At 70.7% G+C, this 20,223-nt stretch carries 19 protein-coding genes and 1 rRNA gene; 13 read left to right on the top strand and 7 right to left on the bottom strand.

The window, feature by feature from the left end:
- Window positions 1–102: 102 nt before the first annotated feature.
- The 3 genes from pstC to pstB are packed head-to-tail and all read left to right on the top strand — an operon-like array spanning window position 103 to window position 3,041.
- The gene (gene pstC / locus BMY61_RS35885; RefSeq protein WP_075004196.1) at window positions 103–1,149 is read left to right on the top strand and encodes a phosphate ABC transporter permease subunit PstC; all 1,047 of its coding nucleotides are present in this window, start codon (window positions 103–105) and stop codon (window positions 1,147–1,149) included.
- Entirely contained in the window at window positions 1,149–2,216 is a 1,068-nt protein-coding gene (pstA, locus tag BMY61_RS35880; protein ID WP_042460204.1) for a phosphate ABC transporter permease PstA, read from the top strand. The genes pstC and pstA overlap by 1 nt, the downstream gene beginning before the upstream one ends.
- Window positions 2,217–2,264: 48 nt before the next feature.
- Window positions 2,265–3,041 (top strand): phosphate ABC transporter ATP-binding protein PstB, encoded by a 777-nt coding sequence (pstB, locus tag BMY61_RS35875; RefSeq protein WP_042460201.1) that lies wholly within the window; start codon window positions 2,265–2,267, stop codon window positions 3,039–3,041.
- 153 nt (window positions 3,042–3,194) lie between these two features.
- Here the strand turns inward: pstB and BMY61_RS35870 are convergent, their stop codons facing one another.
- Both BMY61_RS35870 and BMY61_RS35865 read right to left on the bottom strand, forming a co-directional pair.
- A complete protein-coding gene (locus tag BMY61_RS35870; RefSeq protein ID WP_042460198.1) occupies window positions 3,195–4,190 on the bottom strand; it encodes an inorganic phosphate transporter in 996 nt (331 codons plus the stop codon).
- 7 nt (window positions 4,191–4,197) lie between these two features.
- Window positions 4,198–4,818 (bottom strand): DUF47 domain-containing protein, encoded by a 621-nt coding sequence (locus BMY61_RS35865; protein ID WP_042460195.1) that lies wholly within the window; start codon window positions 4,816–4,818, stop codon window positions 4,198–4,200.
- 207 nt (window positions 4,819–5,025) lie between these two features.
- On the opposite strand from BMY61_RS35865, the gene BMY61_RS35860 reads away from it, so the two are divergent.
- Complete coding sequence (locus BMY61_RS35860) at window positions 5,026–5,379, top strand: metal-sensitive transcriptional regulator (protein ID WP_042460192.1); 354 nt, start codon at window positions 5,026–5,028, stop codon at window positions 5,377–5,379.
- Window positions 5,380–5,420: 41 nt separating this feature from the next.
- Here the strand turns inward: BMY61_RS35860 and BMY61_RS35855 are convergent, their stop codons facing one another.
- Together BMY61_RS35855 and BMY61_RS35850 are read right to left on the bottom strand one after the other, a co-directional pair.
- Entirely contained in the window at window positions 5,421–5,615 is a 195-nt protein-coding gene (locus BMY61_RS35855) for a hypothetical protein (RefSeq protein WP_042460189.1), read from the bottom strand.
- A gap of 108 nt (window positions 5,616–5,723) precedes the next feature.
- Window positions 5,724–6,614, bottom strand: a complete 891-nt coding sequence (locus BMY61_RS35850) for an SCO4651 family lipoprotein (RefSeq protein WP_042460186.1) — start codon at window positions 6,612–6,614, stop codon at window positions 5,724–5,726.
- Window positions 6,615–6,712: 98 nt separating this feature from the next.
- Here BMY61_RS35850 and BMY61_RS35845 point away from each other — a divergent pair, with 98 nt between their 5' ends.
- Window positions 6,713–6,907 carry a hypothetical protein gene (locus tag BMY61_RS35845; protein ID WP_042460183.1) on the top strand — a complete coding sequence of 65 codons (195 nt, stop codon included), beginning with the start codon at window positions 6,713–6,715 and terminating at the stop codon, window positions 6,905–6,907.
- 202 nt (window positions 6,908–7,109) lie between these two features.
- A complete protein-coding gene (locus tag BMY61_RS35840; RefSeq protein ID WP_075004195.1) occupies window positions 7,110–8,726 on the top strand; it encodes an FAD-binding oxidoreductase in 1,617 nt (538 codons plus the stop codon).
- Between the two features lie 17 nt (window positions 8,727–8,743).
- Here BMY61_RS35840 and BMY61_RS35835 read toward each other — a convergent pair whose 3' ends face one another.
- Together BMY61_RS35835 and BMY61_RS35830 are read right to left on the bottom strand one after the other, a co-directional pair.
- Complete coding sequence (locus BMY61_RS35835) at window positions 8,744–9,451, bottom strand: phosphatase PAP2 family protein (protein WP_052439527.1); 708 nt, start codon at window positions 9,449–9,451, stop codon at window positions 8,744–8,746.
- 209 nt (window positions 9,452–9,660) lie between these two features.
- Window positions 9,661–10,695 carry a C40 family peptidase gene (locus tag BMY61_RS35830; RefSeq protein WP_042460176.1) on the bottom strand — a complete coding sequence of 345 codons (1,035 nt, stop codon included), beginning with the start codon at window positions 10,693–10,695 and terminating at the stop codon, window positions 9,661–9,663.
- Window positions 10,696–11,008: 313 nt separating this feature from the next.
- Between BMY61_RS35830 and BMY61_RS35825 the strand changes: the two genes are divergently transcribed.
- The 7 genes from BMY61_RS35825 to BMY61_RS35795 all read left to right on the top strand — a co-directional run bounded on the left by BMY61_RS35825 (window position 11,009) and on the right by BMY61_RS35795 (window position 20,005).
- Window positions 11,009–11,317, top strand: coding sequence for a hypothetical protein (locus BMY61_RS35825; RefSeq protein ID WP_042373303.1), 309 nt, complete (start codon window positions 11,009–11,011; stop codon window positions 11,315–11,317).
- A gap of 182 nt (window positions 11,318–11,499) precedes the next feature.
- Window positions 11,500–12,300 (top strand): hypothetical protein, encoded by an 801-nt coding sequence (locus BMY61_RS35820; protein WP_042460173.1) that lies wholly within the window; start codon window positions 11,500–11,502, stop codon window positions 12,298–12,300.
- Complete coding sequence (locus BMY61_RS35815) at window positions 12,290–13,573, top strand: hypothetical protein (RefSeq protein WP_042460170.1); 1,284 nt, start codon at window positions 12,290–12,292, stop codon at window positions 13,571–13,573. The genes BMY61_RS35820 and BMY61_RS35815 overlap by 11 nt, the downstream gene beginning before the upstream one ends.
- Entirely contained in the window at window positions 13,570–15,108 is a 1,539-nt protein-coding gene (locus tag BMY61_RS35810; RefSeq protein ID WP_042460167.1) for an SCO6880 family protein, read from the top strand. Before BMY61_RS35815 ends, BMY61_RS35810 begins: the two co-directional genes overlap by 4 nt.
- 39 nt (window positions 15,109–15,147) lie before the next feature.
- The gene (locus tag BMY61_RS35805) at window positions 15,148–16,503 is read left to right on the top strand and encodes an ATP-binding protein (RefSeq protein ID WP_042460164.1); all 1,356 of its coding nucleotides are present in this window, start codon (window positions 15,148–15,150) and stop codon (window positions 16,501–16,503) included.
- On the top strand, window positions 16,503–18,749 hold the full coding sequence (locus tag BMY61_RS48510) for a TraM recognition domain-containing protein (protein WP_052439525.1): 2,247 nt from the start codon (window positions 16,503–16,505) through the stop codon (window positions 18,747–18,749). Before BMY61_RS35805 ends, BMY61_RS48510 begins: the two co-directional genes overlap by 1 nt.
- Before the next feature lie 206 nt (window positions 18,750–18,955).
- Window positions 18,956–20,005, top strand: coding sequence for a hypothetical protein (locus tag BMY61_RS35795; RefSeq protein ID WP_042460161.1), 1,050 nt, complete (start codon window positions 18,956–18,958; stop codon window positions 20,003–20,005).
- A 130-nt stretch (window positions 20,006–20,135) separates the two neighbouring features.
- On the opposite strand, the gene rrf is transcribed toward BMY61_RS35795, so the two are convergent.
- Window positions 20,136–20,223 (bottom strand): 5S ribosomal RNA (gene rrf / locus BMY61_RS35790); the annotation flags it as partial.

Here is a 20,223-nt window from a genome sequence, read left to right as displayed (position 1 = left end):
CCGCGAATGTCACGACACCGAGCCTCGAACGCTCCCTCACGTCCGGTGCACCGCCGCCAGGCGCAGCCCCAGCAGGGCCCGCGCCACCAGACCGGAGATCTCATGGAAACCCCACGCGAAACCAGCGCTCCCCCGAGCGACCGAGAGCCCCACAAGACCCCCAACCTCGCCGGCTCCTCGCCGCGGCGGGGTCGTTCGTCGTTGGCCGACAGCAGCGGCACCGGCCGCCGCGGTGACGCGATCTTCAAGTTCGCGTCCAGCGGCAGCGGCATCCTGCTCCTGGTGATCATGGCCGCCATCGCGGCCTTCCTCACCGTCCGCGCCATCAGCGCGATCAGCGCCGACCACGGCAACTTCCTCACCACCTCCGACTGGCAGACCCAGGCCGACCCGATCACCTTCGGTATCGCGGCCATCGCCACGGGCACGATCGTCAGCGCCGTCGTCGCGATGGTCATCGCCGTGCCGGTCGCCCTCGGCATCGCGCTGTTCATCTCGCACTACGCGCCGCGCCGCATCGCCCAGGCCCTCGGCTACGTGGTCGACCTGCTGGCCGCCGTGCCCTCGATCGTCTTCGGTCTGTGGGGCGCGCTCTTCCTGGTGCCGCACATGCTGGGCGTCAACGCCTGGCTGAACCAGTACTTCGGGTGGACGTACGTCTTCCACCAGAACGAGCCGGGCACCCAGCCGCGCTCCCTGTTCACCGTCGGCGTCGTGCTGGCGATCATGATCCTGCCGATCATCACCGCGGTGAGCCGCGAGATCTTCCTCCAGGTGCCCCGCGCCCACGAGGAGGCCGCGCTCGCGCTCGGCGCGACCCGCTGGGAGATGATCCGTACCGCGGTGATCCCGTTCGGCCGCTCCGGCATCATCTCCGCCTCGATGCTCGGCCTCGGCCGCGCGCTCGGCGAGACCATGGCCGTGGCGACGGTGCTCTCCCCGTCCTACGTGATCAACCTGCACATCCTGGACCCCGCAGGCTCGACCATCGCCCAGACCATCGCCAGCCAGTTCGGCGAGTCCCAGGGCACCGGCCGTGACGCGCTCATCGCCGCCGGCCTGGTCCTGTTCGTGATCACCCTGGTCGTCAACGGCGGCGCCCGGATGATCATCGCCCGCCGCAAGGAATACTCGGGAGCTGACGCCTGATGAGCAGCCTCGCCACCTCGTCCCGCTCCCTCGGTTCCTCCCTGACCGAGCGACGCCTGCCGCGCTGGATGCCGGTCGCCAACCTGGCGCTGGCCGCGCTGATCGCCATCGCCCTCGGCGCGGGCTTCGGCTTCAGCAGCAAGCTCCAGTGGTGCCTGATCGGCGCGATCCTCTTCGTCGCCATCCAGTACACCGCCTCGGCCCTCGTCGAGGGTCGCCGCCACGCGAAGAACACCGTGGCCACCAGCCTTGTCTGGGTCGCCTTCCTGCTCGCCCTGCTGCCGCTGATCTCCGTGCTGTGGATGACCATCAGCAAGGGCATCGGCGTCATCAACGCCGACTTCCTGACGCACTCCATGAACGGGGTCGCGATCAACCAGGACGGCGGCGGCCTCTACCACGCCCTGATCGGCACCCTGGAGCAGGTCGCCCTGGCGTCCCTGTTCGCCGCGCCGGTCGGCATCCTGACCGCCGTCTACCTGGTCGAGTACGGCCGGGGCAACCGGCTGGGCAAGGCGATCAGCTTCTTCGTCGATGTCATGACCGGTGTCCCGTCCATCGTGGCCGGTCTGTTCATCCTCTCCTTCTGGATCATCATCCTCAACATGCCGTTCACCGGCTTCGCGGGCGCCATGGCGCTGGCGATCCTGATGCTGCCGGTGGTCGTGCGCTCCACCGAGGAGATGCTCAAGCTCGTCCCGAACGAGCTGCGCGAGGCCTCCCTGGCCCTCGGCGTGCCGAAGTGGCTCACCATCACCCGCGTCGTGCTGCCGACCGCGCTCGGCGGCATCGTCACCGGTGTGATGCTGGCCGTCGCCCGCATCGTCGGCGAGACCGCGCCGATCCTGATGCTGGTCTTCGGCGCCGACACGATCAACTACAACCCCTTCAGCAACCCGCAGTCCTCGCTCCCGCTCTACGTGTGGACCGAGTACGGGAAGGGCACGGACCAGTCGCAGGCCCGTGCCTGGGGCGGTGCACTGGTCCTGATCGCCGTGGTCATGGTCCTCAACCTGGTCGCCCGCGGGCTCGCCCGCTGGAAGGCGCCCAAGGGCCTCTCGCGCTGACGTGCGCATCTCGAATCCAGAAGACTTGAAGGAAAGCGAAAGAACATCATGGCCAAGCGCATCGACGTCAGCGGACTGAACGCGTACTACGGAAACTTCCGGGCCGTGGAGGACATCTCCATGGTCGTCGAGCCCCGCACGGTGACGGCCTTCATCGGCCCGTCCGGCTGCGGCAAGTCCACCTTCCTGCGGACCCTGAACCGCATGCACGAGGTGATCCCCGGCGCCCGCGTCGAGGGAAAGGTCATGCTCGACGACGAGAACCTCTACGGCTCCAACATCGACCCGGTGGCCGTGCGCCGCACCGTCGGCATGGTCTTCCAGCGGCCGAACCCGTTCCCCACGATGTCCATCAAGGAGAACGTCGCCGCCGGCCTCAAGCTGAACGGCGTCCGCAACAAGAAGGTCGTCGACGAGGCCGTCGAGCGCTCGCTGCGCGGCGCCAACCTCTGGAACGAGGTCAAGGACCGCCTCGACAAGCCCGGCGCGGGCCTGTCCGGCGGTCAGCAGCAGCGTCTGTGCATCGCCCGCGCGATCGCGGTCGAGCCGCAGGTCCTGCTGATGGACGAGCCCTGCTCCGCCCTGGACCCGATCTCCACCCTCGCCATCGAGGACCTGATCGGCCAGCTCAAGGAGCAGTACACGATCGTCATCGTGACCCACAACATGCAGCAGGCCGCGCGCGTCAGCGACCGCACCGCGTTCTTCAACCTGTCGGGTGTGGGTCAGCCGGGCCGCCTGATCGAGATCGACTCGACGGAGAAGATCTTCTCCAACCCGTCGGTCCAGGCCACCGAGGACTACATCTCCGGCCGCTTCGGCTGATCGTCGAGGCAGCAGGCCCCATGACCCCTCCGCGGCGCTACTAGGCGGTGCCGCCGCGGAGGCCAAACAACGAAGGGTCCGATTCTCCCCTCCGGGAGGATCGGACCCTTCGCTCTGTGCCCTGCTTACCCTGCTTCCCCTGCTCGCCCGGCGTCAGCCGACGATCGCCCAGCTGATCCAGAAGACGATCGCGGCCACGAGACCCGCGGCCGGGAGGGTGATGAACCAGCCCAGGACGATGTCCTTCGCCACGCCCCAGCGCACCGCACGCACCCGCTTCGTCGCGCCGACGCCCATGATCGCCGAGGTGATGACGTGGGTCGTGGAGACCGGCACCTTGTAGGCGTACGAGGTCACGTAGAGGATCAGGGCCGAGACGGACTCCGCCGCAAAGCCCTGCGGCGGATCCAGCTCGATGATGCGCCGGCCGAGGGTCCGCATGATGCGCCAGCCACCCGCCCAGGTGCCGAGCGCCATCACCAGAGCCGTGGAGATCTTGACCCACGTCGGGATGTTACTGCCGGAGTAGTGGCCGGAGATGGTCAGCGCCATCACCACGATGCCCATGGTCTTCTGCGTGTCCTGCAGGCCGTGGCCGAGCGCCATCGCCGCCGCGGAGACCGTCTGGGCCATCCGGAAGCCGCGCTTGGCGCGGTGCGGGTTGGCCCGGCGGAAGATCCACATGACCCCGACCATCACCAGGAAGCCGAGCGCCAGACCGGCGATCGGCGAGGTGAACATCGGGATGATCACCTTGTCCAGCAGGCCGGACCAGTAGACCGTCGTGCCACCGGCCAGGGCCGCGCCCACCATGCCGCCGAAGAGGGCGTGCGTGGACGAGGAGGGCAGGCCGAAGTACCAGGTGATCAGGTTCCAGGCGATCGCACCGACCAGCGCCGACCACAGGATGACCATGCCGTGACTGCCCGACGGCGTCGCGATGATGCCCTTGCTGACCGTCTGGGCCACACCCTCGCCCAGGAACGCGCCGAGCAGGTTCATCACGGCCGCCATCAACAGCGCGGCCTTGGGGGTCAGCGCGCGCGTCGACACCGAGGTCGCGATCGCGTTCGCCGAGTCGTGGAAGCCGTTGGTGTAGGCGAAGCCGAAGGCAACGGTGATGACCAGGACCAGTCCGAAGATGTCCACGAGCGGTTCAGGACTCCTTGACGGCGATGGTCTCCACCGTGTTCGCCACATGTTCGAACGCGTCGGCGGCCTCTTCCAGCACGTCGACGATCTGCTTGAGCTTCAGCACCTCGATGGCCTCGTACTCCCCGCTGAACAGCCGCGCGAGCAGCTTGCGGTGGATCTGGTCGGCCTGGTTCTCCAGCCGGTTGACCTCGATCCAGTACTCCGTCATGTTCTCCATCGTGCGCAGGTTCGGCATCGCGGCCGCGGTCAACTCCGCCGCCCGGGCCAGCACCTCGATCTGCTGCTCGACGCCCTTGGGCAGGCTGTCGACCTCGTAGAGGACCGTCAGGTCGACGGCCTCCTCCATGAAGTCCATGATGTCGTCGAGCGAGGAGGCCAGCGCGTAGATGTCCTCCCGGTCGAACGGGGTGATGAAGGACGAGTTCAGCTGGTGGAAGATCGCGTGGGTGAACTCGTCGCCCGCGTGCTCGGCGGCGCGCATCCGGTCGGCGATTTCCGCCCGCCCGGCGACGTCTGCGCCGAGCAGTTCCAGCAGGAGCTTGGAGCCATTGACGAGGTTGCTCGCCGAGGAGGCGAACAAGTCATAGAAGCTCGTCTCCCGAGGGGTCAGACGAATACGCACAAAAGTCTCCGAAGTACAGGGGCGGACGTAGCGATGCTAGGCGCTGCGTCCGCACTTTGCGCACACCGGGGTACGACGGCCGCCACGGAGCAACGGAAATCATCCTTGCGTACGCACTGGCACGGCGGTCACCAGGAAGTGCCGACAACGCGGCCATTCGATATCCACCCGTGACCGGATCGCGTCCCGGCCACCTACCATGGGGGCATGGACGCCGTGGAAGCCCTGGCCACCGAGGAGACGCCGCACGCCGAGACGACGCACTCGGCACACAGCGGACCGCACGGGTACAGCGCGCGCAAGGACGACCACGTCAAACGGCTGCGCCGGATCGAGGGCCAGGTCCGCGGCCTGCAGCGGATGGTCGAGAACGACACCTACTGCATCGACATCCTCACCCAGGTCTCCGCGAGCACGAAGGCGCTGCAGTCCTTCGCGCTGAGCCTGTTGGAGGAGCACCTGCGGCACTGCGTCGCGGACGCGATGGAGAAGGGCGGGGCCGAGGCGGAGGAGAAGGTCGCCGAGGCGACCGCCGCGATCTCCCGACTGCTGCGCTCCTGATCCGCTGCTCCTGATCCGCTCCTGATCAGTTGCTCTGCGAGTCAGTTGCTCTGCGAGAGGTCCTCGTCGCTGACGCGCTGCTGCGGGACCCGAGGCTGCTTCGGGTCCCGCTCCACACAGAGGATGGTGTCGATCCGCTCGGCTGTCAGCCGCTCGCCCGGGGTGGCGGCCGCCGCGATGATGAGATCGCTGTACATCTCGATCTCCGCCAGGGCGACCAGGTCGTCCGCAGCCATGCGTGCCACCTCCTCACCGTCGACGGGCAGTCAACTCCTTACAGAGTAGGCATGCCGTGCCGGGCGTGCATGGCACGTCTGGGCCATTTTGCTTTTACGGCAGGGCGCTCACTTGCTGCCGGCGGCCGCGCTCGGCGCGACGATGTCCGCGTCGGAGGGCACGGTGACCTGCACCGGCGAGCCGAACCCGGAGAAGACGCTCGTCGAGGTGACCATCGTCTGGTCCTTGGGCGCCGTGGAGCCCGGGACCTGGGCGAAGGTGAAGACCTCGACGATCTTGTTGATCCGGCCGTGCTCGTCCAGCCACACGTCGTAGGGGACTGCCTTCACCGTGAAGGTGTGCGCCGCCAGCGCCAGGCCCGCACTGGAGGGGCCGCCGGTGGCCTTGGCCGCGGCGGTGAGGTCGAGCGTGCCCCGGTAGTGCTTGAGGACGACGCCGTCGACCGTGGCCGAATCCACCAGCGTGGCCGTCTGCGCGCCGCGCAGCGCGTCGGCCGCGCTGGCCGGATCGGTGGCGCCGCTGCTCACCAGGTTGCCGTCGCCGAGCTGCTGCACGGAGAGCTTGACCCACTTGCCGGCCGGCACCTTGGCCCCACTGTTCTGCAGGTAGACCACACCCGGGCTGACGATCTCCGTCAGCCGGCCCGCCGGGGCGGAGCCGCTGCCGGCCGGAACGGACACCTCCAGTCGACCGAGGTGGGCGGAGTAGTCGTACACGCCCGTGCCGTGCAGCAGCATCTGCTTCTTGGCCGCGACGGTGTGGAGCGTGGTGACGTCCTGGAGCGAGCCGTTGTGGCCGGTGATGTCCGCGGCCGCGCGGACGGCCGACAGCGGATCGGCGGCCAGGCGGTCGTCCGCCGGGTTCACCTTGGCCGCCTGGGCGTCGCTGCTGGTGCTCGTCTGCCCCGAGGAGGAGCAGGCGGCCAGACCCAGCACCGCGACGACCGCGGTGGCGGCTGCGGCGGTGTGAAGAGCGGCGCGGCGGTACGGGCGAGACATACGGTCCTCCTGGGCACGGCGTGCGCGGCGTGGCGTGCGCGTAGTGCCCAACGAGCCGTCCTGGGGGAAGTTACGGCCGTCCGGGTTACCGTGGTGGGGTGACCCACGACGCGTGGCAGGTCTTTCCGCACCAGCGGCTCGAGGGAAGGCCTGAGCATCTGACGTCCGTGACGGAGAGAGGCGCGTTCGCCTTCGCCCGCTGCAGCTGTGGGTGGTACTCCCCGGCCCGTCGCTCACGCGACCGCGCCCGCCGGGACGCCGAGGAGCACCACGCCGAGGCGACGGCCACGTAGCCCGGCGGGACGTGCGGGACGTGCGGGGCGTTCGGGCCGTGCGGGACGTGCGCGCAGGGGACGCACGAGGGGACAGGCAGGGGTCGGGGAACACAGGGGATGGGAAATCGAGTGGTCCGGTCGCCGGGGGCTCTGCAACCCTCGCGGGGGATTGCACGTCTACTCCCGCGTAACCCCCTCTCGGGACGGTAGAAGGAAGAGCATGGGCGACCAGGGAACCACCCGCCGCAATCTGCTGCGGGCCGGCGGCGCGCTCGCGGCCGTGGCGGGCGTCGCGGCGTGCGGGGCGAAGTCCCGGCCGGCCGCCGCGGCCACCCCGTCCGGGCGGCCCGCGGGCACCGGCGGCACCGCCGCGGGCACCGGCCGGAATCTGGCCGGCAGCACCCCCGACTGGGCTGCGCTGGCACACCGCCTCTCCGGTCGGCTGATCCGGCCCGGTCAGGCCGACTACGCCGAGGCCGCCGAGCTCTTCCAGCCGCGGTTCGACACCGTGCGTCCCGCTGCGGTCGCCTACGCGGCCTCCGCGCAGGACGTCGCCGCGTGCCTCGCGTTCGCCCGCAGCGCCGGCGTACCGATCGTGGCGCGCAACGGCGGGCACAACTACGCCGGCTGGTCCACCGTGAGCAACGGCCTGGTGGTCGACGTGGGCCGGATGAACACCGTCCACGCCGGCGGCGCCACCGCGAGCGTCGGCGCGGGCGCGCGGTTGATCGACGTCTACACCGGCCTCGCGGCCTCCGGCCGCACCATCCCGGCCGGGTCCTGCCCCAGCGTCGGCGTCAGCGGCCTCACGCTCGGCGGCGGCGTTGGCGTGACCGGCCGCGCCAACGGCCTGACCTGCGACAACCTCATCGGTGCGGAGATCGTCACCCCGGACGGCCAGATCCGCGAGGTCGGCCCGGGCGCCGGCCAGGACCCGGACCTCTTCTGGGCGCTGCGCGGCGCGGGCGGCGGCAACTTCGGCGTGGTCACCCGCCTGGACTTCCGCACCCACGCGGCCGACGACTGCGCCTACGGCTTCCTGTCCTGGCCGTGGTCGCGCGCCCGGCAGGCCATCGAGGCCTGGCAGCGGTGGGCGCCGAAGGCGCAGGACAACCTCTGGGCCAACCTGCACCTCACCGCGGACTGGGACGGCACCCTGCGGGTCGAGTCCACGGTCAACCTCTACGGCGGCTCCCGCGCGGAGCTGGCCAACCTGGTGGACCGCCTGACGGAGCGTCCCTCGAGCGCGTCCTTCCACAGCGCCTCGTACCTGACGACGATGCAGGTGATGGGCGGCGTCGCCGGGGACACCGAGGCGCAGGCCCACGTCCCCGGTGTGCTGCCCGGCCACAGCCCCGCGGGCCGCGTCACCCGCTCCTCGTACGGGGCCCGCTCGGACTTCTTCACCCAGCCGCTCACCGGCGCCGGCGCGGCGGCGGTCGTCGCCGCGGTCGCCCGCTACCGCAGCTACGCGCCGAAGGGCGGCCACGCCGCGGTGGCCTTCGACGCGCTCGGCGGGGCGATCAACCGCGTCGGCGCGCACAACACCGCGTTCGTCCACCGCAGCGGGCTCTTCCTGGCCCAGTACTCGGCGGACTACCCGGCCGGGGTGACCGGCGGCACCGCCGCGAAGCACAGCTGGGCCTGGGTCGACAACACCTGGGACGCGATGCGCCCGTACGCGAGCGGCGAGGCCTACCAGAACTACGTCGACCCGCAGCTGCACGGCTGGGAGCAGGCCTACTACGGCGCGAACGCGGCCCGGCTGCGGCAGGTGAAGAAGCAGTACGACCCCACGGGCCTGTTCCGCTTCCCCCAGGGCGTCCCGCTCGCGTGACCGTCCGCCCGAACGGGTCAGGCGGCCAGGTCGTGCGGGGGCTCCTCCGGGGCGGTCTCCGCGGGGTTCCCGGTCCGGGCGGCGCGGGAGCGGACCGCCTTGGGGGCGGTGACCAGGGGACGCAGCGCCGTGCGCGTGAGCGCGTGCGTGAACGGCGTCAGCACGGCCATCGCGACCGGGGCGAGCAGCAGCACCGTCGCGGTGCCCAGCGCGAAGCCGCCGAGGACGTCCGAGGGGTAGTGCACGCCCATGAAGACCCGCAGGAAGCCCTCGAAGAAGGCGAGCGCGATCCCGACCAGCCCCAGCCGCCGGTCGACCAGCAGCAGGCCGACGGCCAGCGCCATCGTGAAGGTGGCGTGGTCGCTCGCGAAGGACCCGTTGGCCTGGTGGCTCATCAGCAGGTCGAGCTGGCCCGGGTGGGAGACGAAGGGACGCGGACGCTGGACCATCGCCCGTACGGGCAGGTTCAGCAGCAGCGCCATACCGGCCGCGAGGCCCGCCCACAGGACCCCGGCCACGGCGACGGGCGCGCCCTTGCCGCGTCTCGCCCGCGCCCACGCGGCGAGCAGCAGCAGGACCGAGCCGAGCGGGACGCCGTACTCACCGAGGAAGGCCAGCGCCGAGTCCAGGGCCTGCGGCAGGCTCGTCGCCAGTCCGTTGACCGCGGAGACCAGCGACCAGTCGAGGCTTCCCCCGCCACCGCCGTCCGCCAGTAGCGTGACCACCCCGCACACCTCCGCGCCTCAAGCCCATACCCGTTGAGCAACCCCCGTTGCGTCGTTGCACCAAGGTCAAGTGTGCTCGCCTGACAGCGGGCACAACGGAGCGAATGCCCCATAGTGTTCCGCTCACCCCGGAAGTTATCGGAATGTTGCGCTTCGCTCACGGGACCGGCACAACCGACACGGGTGCCGCACGCACGTCTGCGGGACGGTCACCGTCCGTTGGCGATCGTGCCGTTGGTCTGCACGGTCGGCAGGGCCGCCGCGCCGTCGGTGGTGACGCGGGTGGCCCCGAAGTAGTCGCCCTCGGAGTCGATGGAGTCGTAGCGGATCACCGCGCCGGTGTGCGGGGCGTTGATCATGTAGCCGCCGCCGACGTAGATGCCGACATGGTGGATCTGCGAGGGGTCGTTCGGGTCGTGCGAGAAGAACACCAGGTCGCCCGGCTGGAGCTGATCCCGGCTCGGGTGCGGACCGGCGTACCACTGGTCGGCGGCGACGCGCGGCAGCTTGATCCCGACACTCGCGTACGCCGCCTGGGTGAGGCCGCTGCAGTCGAAGCGGTAGCCCTGGGAGGCCAGGCCCTCGCCGCCCCACAGGTAGGGCGTGCCGAGCTTGCTCTGCGCGAAGTAGATCGCCCCGGCGGCCTGCGAGGAGAACGAGACGGTCGTCGCGGCCGTGAAGGAGAGCGCCAGCTTCTTGATGTTCTCGACGTAGTGCTGCGTCTCCGGGATCGGCGGGACACCGCCCGCGCTGATCACCGCGTACGGACCGGCGTTGTAGGCGGCCAGCATGTTCGCGGTGCGGTCGCCGGGCACGCTCGCGACGTCCTTGGCGAGCTGGCAGTCGTAGGAGGCGGCGGAAGGGATCGCGTCGGCCGGGTTCCACACGCTGGGGGTGTGGGTGTGGGTCGGGTCGATGCCGTAGATCTTCCACGTGCCCGGCATGAACTGCGCTATCCCCTGCGCACCGACGGGACTGACGGCGCCGGGCGTGAACCCGCTCTCCTGGTACAGCTGAGCGGCCAGCAGAGGCGGCGTCAGTTCCGGGCAGAGATTGCCCCACTTCTGGATGAGGCTCGTGTAGGCGGTGGGCACCGTCCCCGGCGCGAGCGTGGTCGCCCCCTGCGCGGCGGCCTGGTCCAGGTTCCCCGCGGTGATCATCACGGCGACGACGAACGACCCGAACAACCCGCACAGCCCGGCCGCGAGCCCGCCACCGAGCAGCGCCTTCCGCCGAACCGCCATCAGGGCCTCCTCCCAGCGTGGTCCAGGTGGTTCGGGCGAGGTTACGGTGCGTCATCCGCCAGTGTCGGTGAGAGCGTTGCCCATGGCAATCACCGGTGATACAGACAGTAAGCGGTAGGGTCGGGCGAGCGACGGAGCGACGTCATTGCAGTCATTGCGCGATCAGGCCCCATCGTGGCAGTTGTGACGAGAGCCTCGGCAGGGAACTGCCAAGAAGTGGCCAAGTCGACATCGGATCTGGCCAAGAATAGGGCTGGGCCCTTCGCCATGGCCGGGCGCTGGGCTTTGAATGATGATCAGGTGGGTGGTTGCTGTGTATCTGAGTGCTGGCAAGGGTGACATCAACACCATCATCGGTGGCATCGCGCCCAACTGGGGCCCGTTCGCCAACCTGGGCAACCAGGCCCGGACGATGGTGGAGGTCGTGATGGCGGTCGCCATCCTCGGCTGCCTGGCGATCGCCATCTGGGGCGCCGCCAAGCAGCGGATCGGCGCGACGGCGCTGCGTGACACGTTCAGTGCGGAACAGGGCAAAGGGCTGATCATCGCCGGGTTGACCGGCGTGTTCATCATCGGTTCGCTGGGGACTCTCTTCACCATTGTCTATGGGATGGCGATCTGATTAGTCGTCTGAATCCCGTTTCTGCTGTCCACTTCGGGTGGACTAGCCCGAAATGACTAGTCCGGTTCGGTGAATCCCCGCCCACGGGCCACCGTCCGGGTGACAGAGTTGACACACACCCTTCCCGGGGTGTGCGCCCGCTTGCCCGACTGCCCGCCCACCCTCGTCCCAAGGGGGCTGCCGTGTCCGTGTCCGACGACCAGCCGCACACGCGTACCCGCCTCCCGGCGGGCGAGCAGCCCATGGGGCCGCAGGCCCCTGGCTTCGGACGCCTCCGCATGCTCGGCGGGGTCTTCGTCGTCGTCTTCCTCCTGGTGATCGCGGTCGCGGTGATCAACCGCACGAACGGCTCCCCCACGACCGGCCCCGCCACCCACTCCAACGACGCCGGCACAGCCGTCTCCCCCACCGCCCCGACCGGCACCCAACCGGTCACCACGACGGCCCACGGCATCGGCGTCCAGTACCCCCACACGAGCGAGGGCGCGCAGAGCGCCGCGGCGAACTACTCGGTGGCGCTGGGCTCGAGCGAGATGTACGCGACGGCGTCGCGGCACGCGATCATCGCGACCGTCGCCGACCCCAGTGCGATGGCCACCCTAAACAGTCGCTTCGATGCCTCGTACAGCGCTGAAGCCGCACAGTTCGGCCTGACGAACGGCCGGGCACCGAGCGGGCTCACCTTCGTCTCGCGCTCGGTCCCCGTGGGCACCAAGATCGACGGCTTCACCGACTCGGGGGCCACCGTCGAGATTTGGAGCACGTCAATCGGAGGGCTCGCCGGCCAGGGATCCACCCGGCCAGTAACCGAGTACTGGTACACGCTCACCCTCAGGCTCGTCTGGTCCGGGAATGACTGGAAGGTGAACGACTTCTCTCAGGTGTCCGGTCCGACACCCATCAGCGGAAGTCAGGCTGTCTCCAGCTATGGGGATCTGGCGAGTGCCGTCAACCAGTTCGGAGGTTTCCGCTATGCCCGTTGACCTCCGCAGGATCGTCCCTGTCGCGGCAGGACTGTCCGCGCTGCAGCTCCTGGTCCTGGCAGGAACCGCCGCAGCCGCCCCGGGGCCCATCTCACCGTCGCCGTCGGCCAGCCCGAAGGACTGCAAGGGGCTCTTCGGCATGGCCGCTCAGGCGTGCCAGGCCGGCCAGAACACGAACACGTCCGGCTCCTTGCCCGGCTCCATCGACCCGGTCCAGTCGCTTGCGAACAGCTGCGCCAACGCCGCCGCCTGGATCGTCCGCAAGCTCTCCGACGGGATCGACAGCACCACCAACGTCGACTTCACCAACTCCGCCTTCCTCAAGCAGTACGCGATCGTCTTCGCCGCCGCCACCTTCCTCACGCTGCTGCTCTGGCTCCTCGCCGTGATAAAGCGCGCCGCGCGTGGGGTCCCGCTGCACACCGCGTTCGGGGAGGCCATCGGCTACCTGTGGCTGACCGTGCTCGCCTCCGCGTTCACGCCGTTGATCCTGTACACCGTCGTCAGTGCCACGGACGGGATCACCCAGGGCATCGCCGCCGGGACGAAGACCGATACCGCGACGTACCTCGGGACCTTCGCGGACACCCTCACCTCGGGGAAGATCGGGGGTGGGCCGATCATCCTCGTGCTGGTGAGCCTGATCGCGATCGTCGCCGCGGCGATGGTGTGGTTGGAGATGTTCGTCCGGGCGGCCATGCTCTACGTCGGGGCGCTGCTCGGCACCGTCGTCTACGCCGGGATGGTCGACAAGCAGCTGTGGAAGCACGTCCGCCGCTGGGCCGGGCTGATGATCGCCGTCATCCTCGTCAAGCCCGTCATCGTGATCGTGCTCGGGCTGGCCGGGGCCGTCGCGTCCTCCGCCGGGGCCAATGACGCGTTCGCGACCGTCACCTCGGGTGTGGCGATCCTCGTGCTGTCCATCTTCGCCAGCTCCGTGATCTACCGGTTCGTGCCCGGCTTCGGCGACGACATGGTCGCGATGCGGCGCGCCCGCGCCCAAGCGGTGAGCGCCGGCCGGGCCGTCGTGAACGGGCCGGCGAACTTCATGAAGCAGGGCATCAGCACCCACGCCGGCCGCGACGGCGAGAACGGTGGGGGCAGCGGCGGCGCAGCCGCAGGCGGCGGGAGTGTCACGCCGGGCATCGCCGCGCACGCGACCCGCAACGCGCCGGCCCCCGCGGCCCCGCCCGCGCAGGGCGGCAGCCCTGACGCCACCCGAAGCACCAGTACCACCAGCACGTTCGCCAAGGGAGGCGGAAGCCAGCCGTGACCACCCCACCCGTCGGGCAGTACCGGCGCACCTACCTCATCGGCAAGGCCAAGCCGAATGCGGTGATCGGGCGGAACCGCGAAGGCGGCGAGGTCTTCCTGATCATCTTCTGCGCCTTCCTCGGCATGATGTGGGGGATCCTCGTCCCGATCCTCCTCATCCGGCTGATCGGCCTGATCGGGTTCCCGCTGCTCGGCTTCGGCATCGTCTACGTGCCCTACCGCAAGCGGACGTTCTACAAGTGGGCGGAGATCAACCGCAGCTACAAGCGGATCGCCCGCTCCCCCGCCGCCGGCTACCGCTCCCCCGCGATGGAGGCCGGCACCCGGCTCTCCGGCGACGAGGTCGAGATCGGCCCGCCGCCCGGCATCGGACGGATCCGCTGGCTCGCCGCGCCGTTCGGGCCGGACGAGGTGGCCGTGCTGCTGCACCTCGACCGCCGCACCGTCACCGCCGCCATCGAGATCGAGGGCCCCGGCGTCGGCCTGCGCGACAGCGAGGACCAGGAAGCCCTGGTGGAACGGTTCGGCACGCTGCTGCGCCACGTCGCCAACGGCGACGGCTTCGTGACGCGCCTGCAGATGCTCGCCCGCACCCTTCCCGCCGACCCCGACGCGCACGCCAAGGACGTCGCCCGGCGCGGCGACGACGCCTCCCCGCAGTGGCTCAAGGAGTCCTACGACCAGCTCCAGGCGATGGTCTCCACCTCCTCCGAGCAGCACCGCGCCTACCTGGTCGCCTGCATGCCCTACACCCGCGAGCTCGCCGCCGAGGCCCAGGCGATGGGCCGCACGGCACTGGGTCGCGCCCGCGGTGACGAGGGCCTGGCCGCCGTCATGGCTCGCGAGCTCACCGACATCTGCGCCCGCCTCGCCGAGGCCGACATCCGCGTCCGCCAGCCGCTCGGGCAGGCCCGGCTCGCGTCACTGCTGCACTCGATGTACGACCCGGACCACCAGATCGACCACATCCAGGCCATGTCCAAGCGCAACGCCTGGCCGGCCGAGCTGGACGCCACCAACGCCAACTACCTCCAGGCCAAGACCCGCGAGTCGGTCACCCGGGAGCCCTGGTGCCACGCCACCGCGTGGGTCAAGGAGTGGCCGCTCACCCCCGTCGGCGTCAACTTCCTCGCGCCGCTGCTGGTGCACACCCCGGACGTGATCCGCACCGTCGCCGTCTGCATGGACCTGGAGCCCACCGACGTCGCCATCGAGCGGATGCTGACCGAGAAGACCAACGACGACGCCGAAGCCAGCCGCGCCGCCAAGATGAACCGCACCATCGACCCGCGCGACCTGGCCCACAGCGGCCGCGTCGACCAGCGCGGCGAGGACCTCGCCTCCGGCGCCGCCGGGGTCAACCTGGTCGGGTACATCACCGTCAGCTCACGCTCCCCCGAAGCGCTGGCGCGCGACAAGCGCACCATTCGCGCCTCTGCCGGAAAGAGCTATCTCAAGCTGGAATGGTGCGACCGGGAACACCACCGTGCCTTCGTCAACACCCTCCCCTTCGCCACCGGCATCCGCCGCTGACCCCCACCCGCACCCCCGAACCATCCCTGGAGGCCGGCCATGGCAGCACCGCTCGGAGGCATCACCGAGGGGTTCACCAGCTTTCTCTTCGGCAAGAACGAGACGACCCGGCTTCCGGTGCGCACCTCCACCGGACAGGCCCAAGCCGTCTACCTGCCGACAGCCGCCCCCGGCCTGGGCGACTCCGGCGTGATCATCGGTCGTGAGGTCTACAGCGGCAAGGGCTACGTCTACGACCCCTTCCAGCTCTACGGCCAGCAGCTGCCCGCTCCGCACTGGCTGGTGCTGGGCGAGTCCGGCAACGGCAAGTCCGCGCTGGAGAAGACCTACGTGCTGCGGCAGCTGCGCTTCCGCGACCGGCAGGTCGTCGTCCTGGACGCGCAGGGCGAGGACGGCGTCGGCGAATGGAACCTCATCGCCCGCGCCCTGGGGATAACGCCGATCCGGCTCGACCCGATGGCGGCCCTCGACGGCGGCGTCAAGCTCAACCCGCTCGACCCGTCCATCACCCTGAACGGGCAGCTGGCTCTGCTGCGCACCATCATCGAGGTCGCGATGGGGCGCGGCCTGGAGGAGCGCGCCGGTTTCGCGCTCAAGGCCGCGCACGCGCACGTCATCGCCACCGTGACGGAACGCCAGCCCGTCCTGGGCGACATCATCGACTCCCTGCGCTCCCCCAACACCGACTCCATCGACGCGCTCGGCGTCTCCCTGGAGGAGATCCAGACCTGGGGCCTCGACGTCGCCCTCGTCCTGGACCGCCTCGTCGACGGCGACCTGTGCGGCATGTTCGACGGCCCAACGACGACCGGTATCGACCTGGACGCGCCGCTGATCGTCTTCGACCTCTCGCACATCGACCGCAACTCGATCGCCATGCCGATCCTGATGGCGATCGTCGGCGTCTGGCTGGAGCACACCTGGATCCGCCCCGACCGGAAGAAGCGCATCTTCCTCGTCGAGGAGGCCTGGCACATCATCAACTCGCCCTTCGTGGCCCAGCTCTTCCAACGCCTGCTCAAGTTCGGGCGGCGCCTCGGCCTGTCGTTCATCGCGGTCGTGCACCACCTCTCCGACGTGGTCGACGGCGCGGCCGCCAAGGAGGCGTCGGCCATCCTGAAGATGGCCTCCACCCGCACCATCTACATGCAGAAAGCCGACGAGGCCCGGGCAACGGGCCGGGTGCTGGGCCTGCCGCGCTGGGCGGTCGAGATCATCCCGACGCTGTCGCCCGGCATCGCGGTCTGGGACGTCAACGGCAACGTGCAGGTGGTGAAACACATCATCACCGAGCACGAGCGGCCCCTGGTCTACACCGACCGTGCCATGACGGAGGACGCCATCGCCGAACGCACCCGCGCCTCCCAACAGCTCGCGGACGACCCGGCAGCGTGATGTCCGACCAGCGCTCCCCGTCCTTGCCTCCCCGGTCCGCCACGCCTCAGACACCGCGGCGGACCGGAGGCGTTCCCGACGGCGCGATCGTCGGTCTGCTCGCCGTCCTGCTCGGCACGACCGCCCTGGTCTGGGCGGCGACGGGGCTCGGCGCCCTCGTCTCGCACGGGCATCTCCCGCACCCGCTGCCGTTCCTGTCCACAGCGGTCGCGATCCGCCACCTCGCCACGGCCCCCAACGACCTCGCGGGCGCCTGGCCCGGCACTCCCAGAGCCGACCTGCCCTCGCCCGCCGCCTTCTGGCTCACCTTCTTCGCCCTGCTGTCCGTGGCCCTGACGCTGCTGCTCTCCGCAGCCGCCGCCCGCGCCAAGCGTCGCGCCGCGCACCAGGCGCAGGCCGCGTGGCGCGCCGGGGCCCCGGGGGGACAGAGCGCGGCAGGAGGCGACGGGGAGCCAGGACACGACGGCGCCTACCAGGAGCGGCCGCCCGGCGCAGCACCGGTCGCCCGTCCGACCCACCCGGAGGGTTGGGGCGCATCGGGCGTACCCGACACATCCGGGGGCTGGGGACCGCAGGTCGGTCCGCCAGGACCGCGCCGCGCACCGGGTGCGGGTGGCCCCGCGCAGCCGACCGCTCCACTCACCGTGCCGCACCCGGACCACCGGGCCTCCTCCGGCCGGCCCGACGGCAGCGGCACCCGCCCGGCGACCGGCCGGGCGGCCGAGGCCGACTGGGCGTCGGCACCCGGGACGGCGGCCGGGACGGCGGGCGGGGCAGCAGCGGGGACAGCAGGCGTGCCGACCGGCGGCTGGGCGGACGCGACCGTGGTGGCAGACGTGGCCGAAATCGCCGGAGCCTCCCAGGCAACCCCGGCGCCGACCGGGCCTGTCGGGGCACCGGCCCCCGGCGGGCTCGTCCCCCGGCCCGCAGGGGCGACGGCCGCCGGATGGGCCCGCACCGATCGGGAACCCGCCGTCGTGCGGCGCTTCACCATGCCGGCGCACGGCACACTCTGCGTCTTCGCGCCGGAAGCGGGCAGCGTCGCGCGGCGCGCGCTGGTCAGCGGCGTGATCGCAGGGGCGACGAGCGGGCCGCTGGTGGTCGTCACGGCCGACACGCACCTGTGGGACGTCCGGCCCCCCTACCGGCACGCCCTGCGGTTCGATCCCCAGCACCTGACCGCCGAGGACGCCGAGGACGCTGCGGAGACCCTGGACGGCACGGTCACCCGCGGCCGGTGGGCGCCGCAGAGCGGCTGCGCCGAGCCGGTCGTCGCGTCGGCACGCGCCCGCGCCCTGCTCCTGCCGACGGTGCGACCGGTCGCCGACCGCGAGGAGCAAGCGGCCCGCGCCCTCGCGGAGACCCTGCTGCGCTGCTGGCTGCGCGCGGCCGCACTGGACGGCCGCCCCTTCCGCCACGTGGCCCGGTGGGTGGGGGGCGTGACCGGCACGGGTGCCGGCACGGGGCGTCAGGAGGCCGTCGCGGTCCTGCAGTCGGCCGCGACCCCGGTGGACGTGGCAGCCGGGGAGGAGCCCTGGGCCGGGCAGCTCCAGTCGGCTCTGCTGCAGTCCGCACCCGCTCTCGACGCGGCCCTGGGCCGCGTCCGCGCGGCGCTGGGCGCGGTCGCGGAACTGCACGTGCTCGCCGCCTGCACCCCCAGCACCCCCGACTCCGCGCTGAACCCGGAGGCACTGCTGACCGGCGGCGCCGCCGGCAGCCTCTACGTCCTCGGCCGCGCCGGCGACGGTCGGCTCCGCGAGCCGCGGACCGACGCCGTGCCGCTCGGCCCTGCTGCCCACAGTGCGATGCCGTTGCTCTCCGCGCTTGTGGACGACGTGGTCCAGCGCGCCTGGCACGCGTCCCCGCAGAAGGGCTCCGAGGACCCCGCCCCTGGGCCGCTGCTGGTCCTCGACGACATCGCCGCCGTGGCGCCCTTTCCGACATTGCCGCAGCTCATGGCCGATGGCAGCGCCCAAGGACTGCGCGCCCTCGCCCTGCTGCGCTCCCCCGAGCAGGCACGCGCCCGCTGGGGCGAGCGCGCTGTCCACAGCCTGTGGACAAGTGCGGACCACCGCGCCGTCCTCGGCCCCCTCTCCCCGGCCCCGCTCGCGGCGCTCCTGGCCTCCGTCGGCGCCGCCGAGTACGCCCCCCAGCCGGGCCTGGCCGAGGACGAGCTCCTGCTGCTGCCCGGCCGGCAGCTGACGACGACGCCGCAACGTTTCCGTATCACCCTCCCGGGGGTGTGAACCGCGCCCCTGCCCACCCCTGGTGCCCTGCCGTACGCTCAGTGGTCCTGACACTCCGACGAAGGACCACGAAAGCAATGAGCAGCAACGGGGGTTGGTGGCAACCACCCACACCGCCGGGCCCACCGCCCGGCGGATCCTGGGGCCCGAACGGCCCGATGGGGCCGATGGGGCCGATGGGGCCCGGCCCGTGGGGGCGGGTTCCGATGGCGCCCAAGCCCGGCGTCATACCGCTCCGCCCCCTCGACATCGGCGAGATCCTCAACGCGGTCTTCGCGACGATCCGCTACAACTTCCTTGCGGTCTACGGGCTCCCGCTGATCACCGGGGTCGGCTGCACGGTGCTCTTCGCCGTCTTCGGCGCCATCGAGTGGACCCCGCTCCACAACTTCTATCTGGATGCCAAGGCCAACGTCGACAACTACGACTGGACCCCCAGCGGCTCCGAGATCGCCAACGTGGTCGTCGCCGTCGTCGTGCTGGCCCTGCTCATCCTGGTCACCTACCTGGCCACCTTGATCAGCGGGACGCTCAGCAGCATCGCGACCCTGCGCCACGCGGTCGTCGGCCGTCGGGTCGGGTTCCGCCAGATCCTCTCCGAGTGCACCCCGTACATCTGGCGGCTCACCGGCACGACGCTGTTGACGCAGCTGCTCTGCGGCGGCCCGTTCCTGCTGTCGTTCGGTGTGGTCCTGGCCCTGGCGCTCGTCGCCAACGGCTCCGGCGCTGCGGCGTTGATCGCCCTGCTCGGGTTCCTGCTCGCCGCGGCGTCCTTCGTGTGGTACCTGTACTCCTACATCCGGCTCGTGCCGGTCAACGCCACGGTCGTCCTCGAGGGCAAGCGCCCGGTCGAGGCGATCAGGCGGGCCTGGCGCCTGAACGAGGGATCCTGGGGACGCGCACTCGGCGTCACCCTCCTGGCCGCCCTGATCGGCGGGGTCATCCAGTACGGAGTCAACCAGATCCTCTCCCTCTTCTACCTCGGCGCACTGGGCCTGAGCGCCACCCCCGGCACGATCAACACCACCGACCCGGCCAACGCGAAGCACGTCCTGCTGACCGAGCTGGTGATCATCGCGGCCATGGTGCCGGTCAGCCTGCTGACCAGCCTCCTCACGCTCCCCCTCACGCCGCTCGCCCAGGGACTGCACTACATCGACCGCCGCATCCGTCGCGAGAGCCTGGACATCCAGCTCGCGGAGGAAGCCGGCATCCCCTTCCACGCCCCTCCGCCGCCCGCCACCCCGGCCGGCTGAAACGTGTGAAACGTGTGGGGCCTGGCGGACGCGAAAGCGTCCGCCAGGCCCCACACTTCGTTCTTCATTTCATGCCCACAACGCAGTGAAGCCCCCTGACTAATGGTCAGGGGGCTTCACTGTAAAGGTTGTTCGGCGGCGTCCTACTCTCCCACAGGGTCCCCCCTGCAGTACCATCGGCGCTGTGAGGCTTAGCTTCCGGGTTCGGAATGTAACCG

The sequence above is a fragment of the Streptacidiphilus jiangxiensis genome (assembly GCF_900109465.1).
Taxonomy (GTDB): Bacteria; Actinomycetota; Actinomycetes; order Streptomycetales; family Streptomycetaceae; genus Streptacidiphilus; species Streptacidiphilus jiangxiensis.
The sequence above is the reverse complement of the archived record's forward strand: the minus strand, read 5'-3'. Positions and strand labels throughout refer to the sequence as shown.

Bases quoted from the DNA above. Each gene is read 5' to 3' on its own strand.
- BMY61_RS35830 (WP_042460176.1), bottom strand. From the start codon at position 10,695: ATGGCGGTTCGGCGGAAGGCGCTGCTCGGTGGCGGGCTCGCGGCCGGG.
- pstC (WP_075004196.1), top strand. From the start codon at position 103: ATGGAAACCCCACGCGAAACCAGCGCTCCCCCGAGCGACCGAGAGCCC.
- pstA (WP_042460204.1), top strand. From the start codon at position 1,149: ATGAGCAGCCTCGCCACCTCGTCCCGCTCCCTCGGTTCCTCCCTGACC.
- BMY61_RS35815 (WP_042460170.1), top strand. From the start codon at position 12,290: ATGCCCGTTGACCTCCGCAGGATCGTCCCTGTCGCGGCAGGACTGTCC.
- BMY61_RS48510 (WP_052439525.1), top strand. From the start codon at position 16,503: ATGTCCGACCAGCGCTCCCCGTCCTTGCCTCCCCGGTCCGCCACGCCT.
- BMY61_RS35855 (WP_042460189.1), bottom strand. From the start codon at position 5,615: ATGGCTGCGGACGACCTGGTCGCCCTGGCGGAGATCGAGATGTACAGC.
- BMY61_RS35850 (WP_042460186.1), bottom strand. From the start codon at position 6,614: ATGTCTCGCCCGTACCGCCGCGCCGCTCTTCACACCGCCGCAGCCGCC.
- pstB (WP_042460201.1), top strand. From the start codon at position 2,265: ATGGCCAAGCGCATCGACGTCAGCGGACTGAACGCGTACTACGGAAAC.
- BMY61_RS35805 (WP_042460164.1), top strand. From the start codon at position 15,148: ATGGCAGCACCGCTCGGAGGCATCACCGAGGGGTTCACCAGCTTTCTC.
- BMY61_RS35860 (WP_042460192.1), top strand. From the start codon at position 5,026: ATGGACGCCGTGGAAGCCCTGGCCACCGAGGAGACGCCGCACGCCGAG.
- BMY61_RS35840 (WP_075004195.1), top strand. From the start codon at position 7,110: ATGGGCGACCAGGGAACCACCCGCCGCAATCTGCTGCGGGCCGGCGGC.
- BMY61_RS35795 (WP_042460161.1), top strand. From the start codon at position 18,956: ATGGCGCCCAAGCCCGGCGTCATACCGCTCCGCCCCCTCGACATCGGC.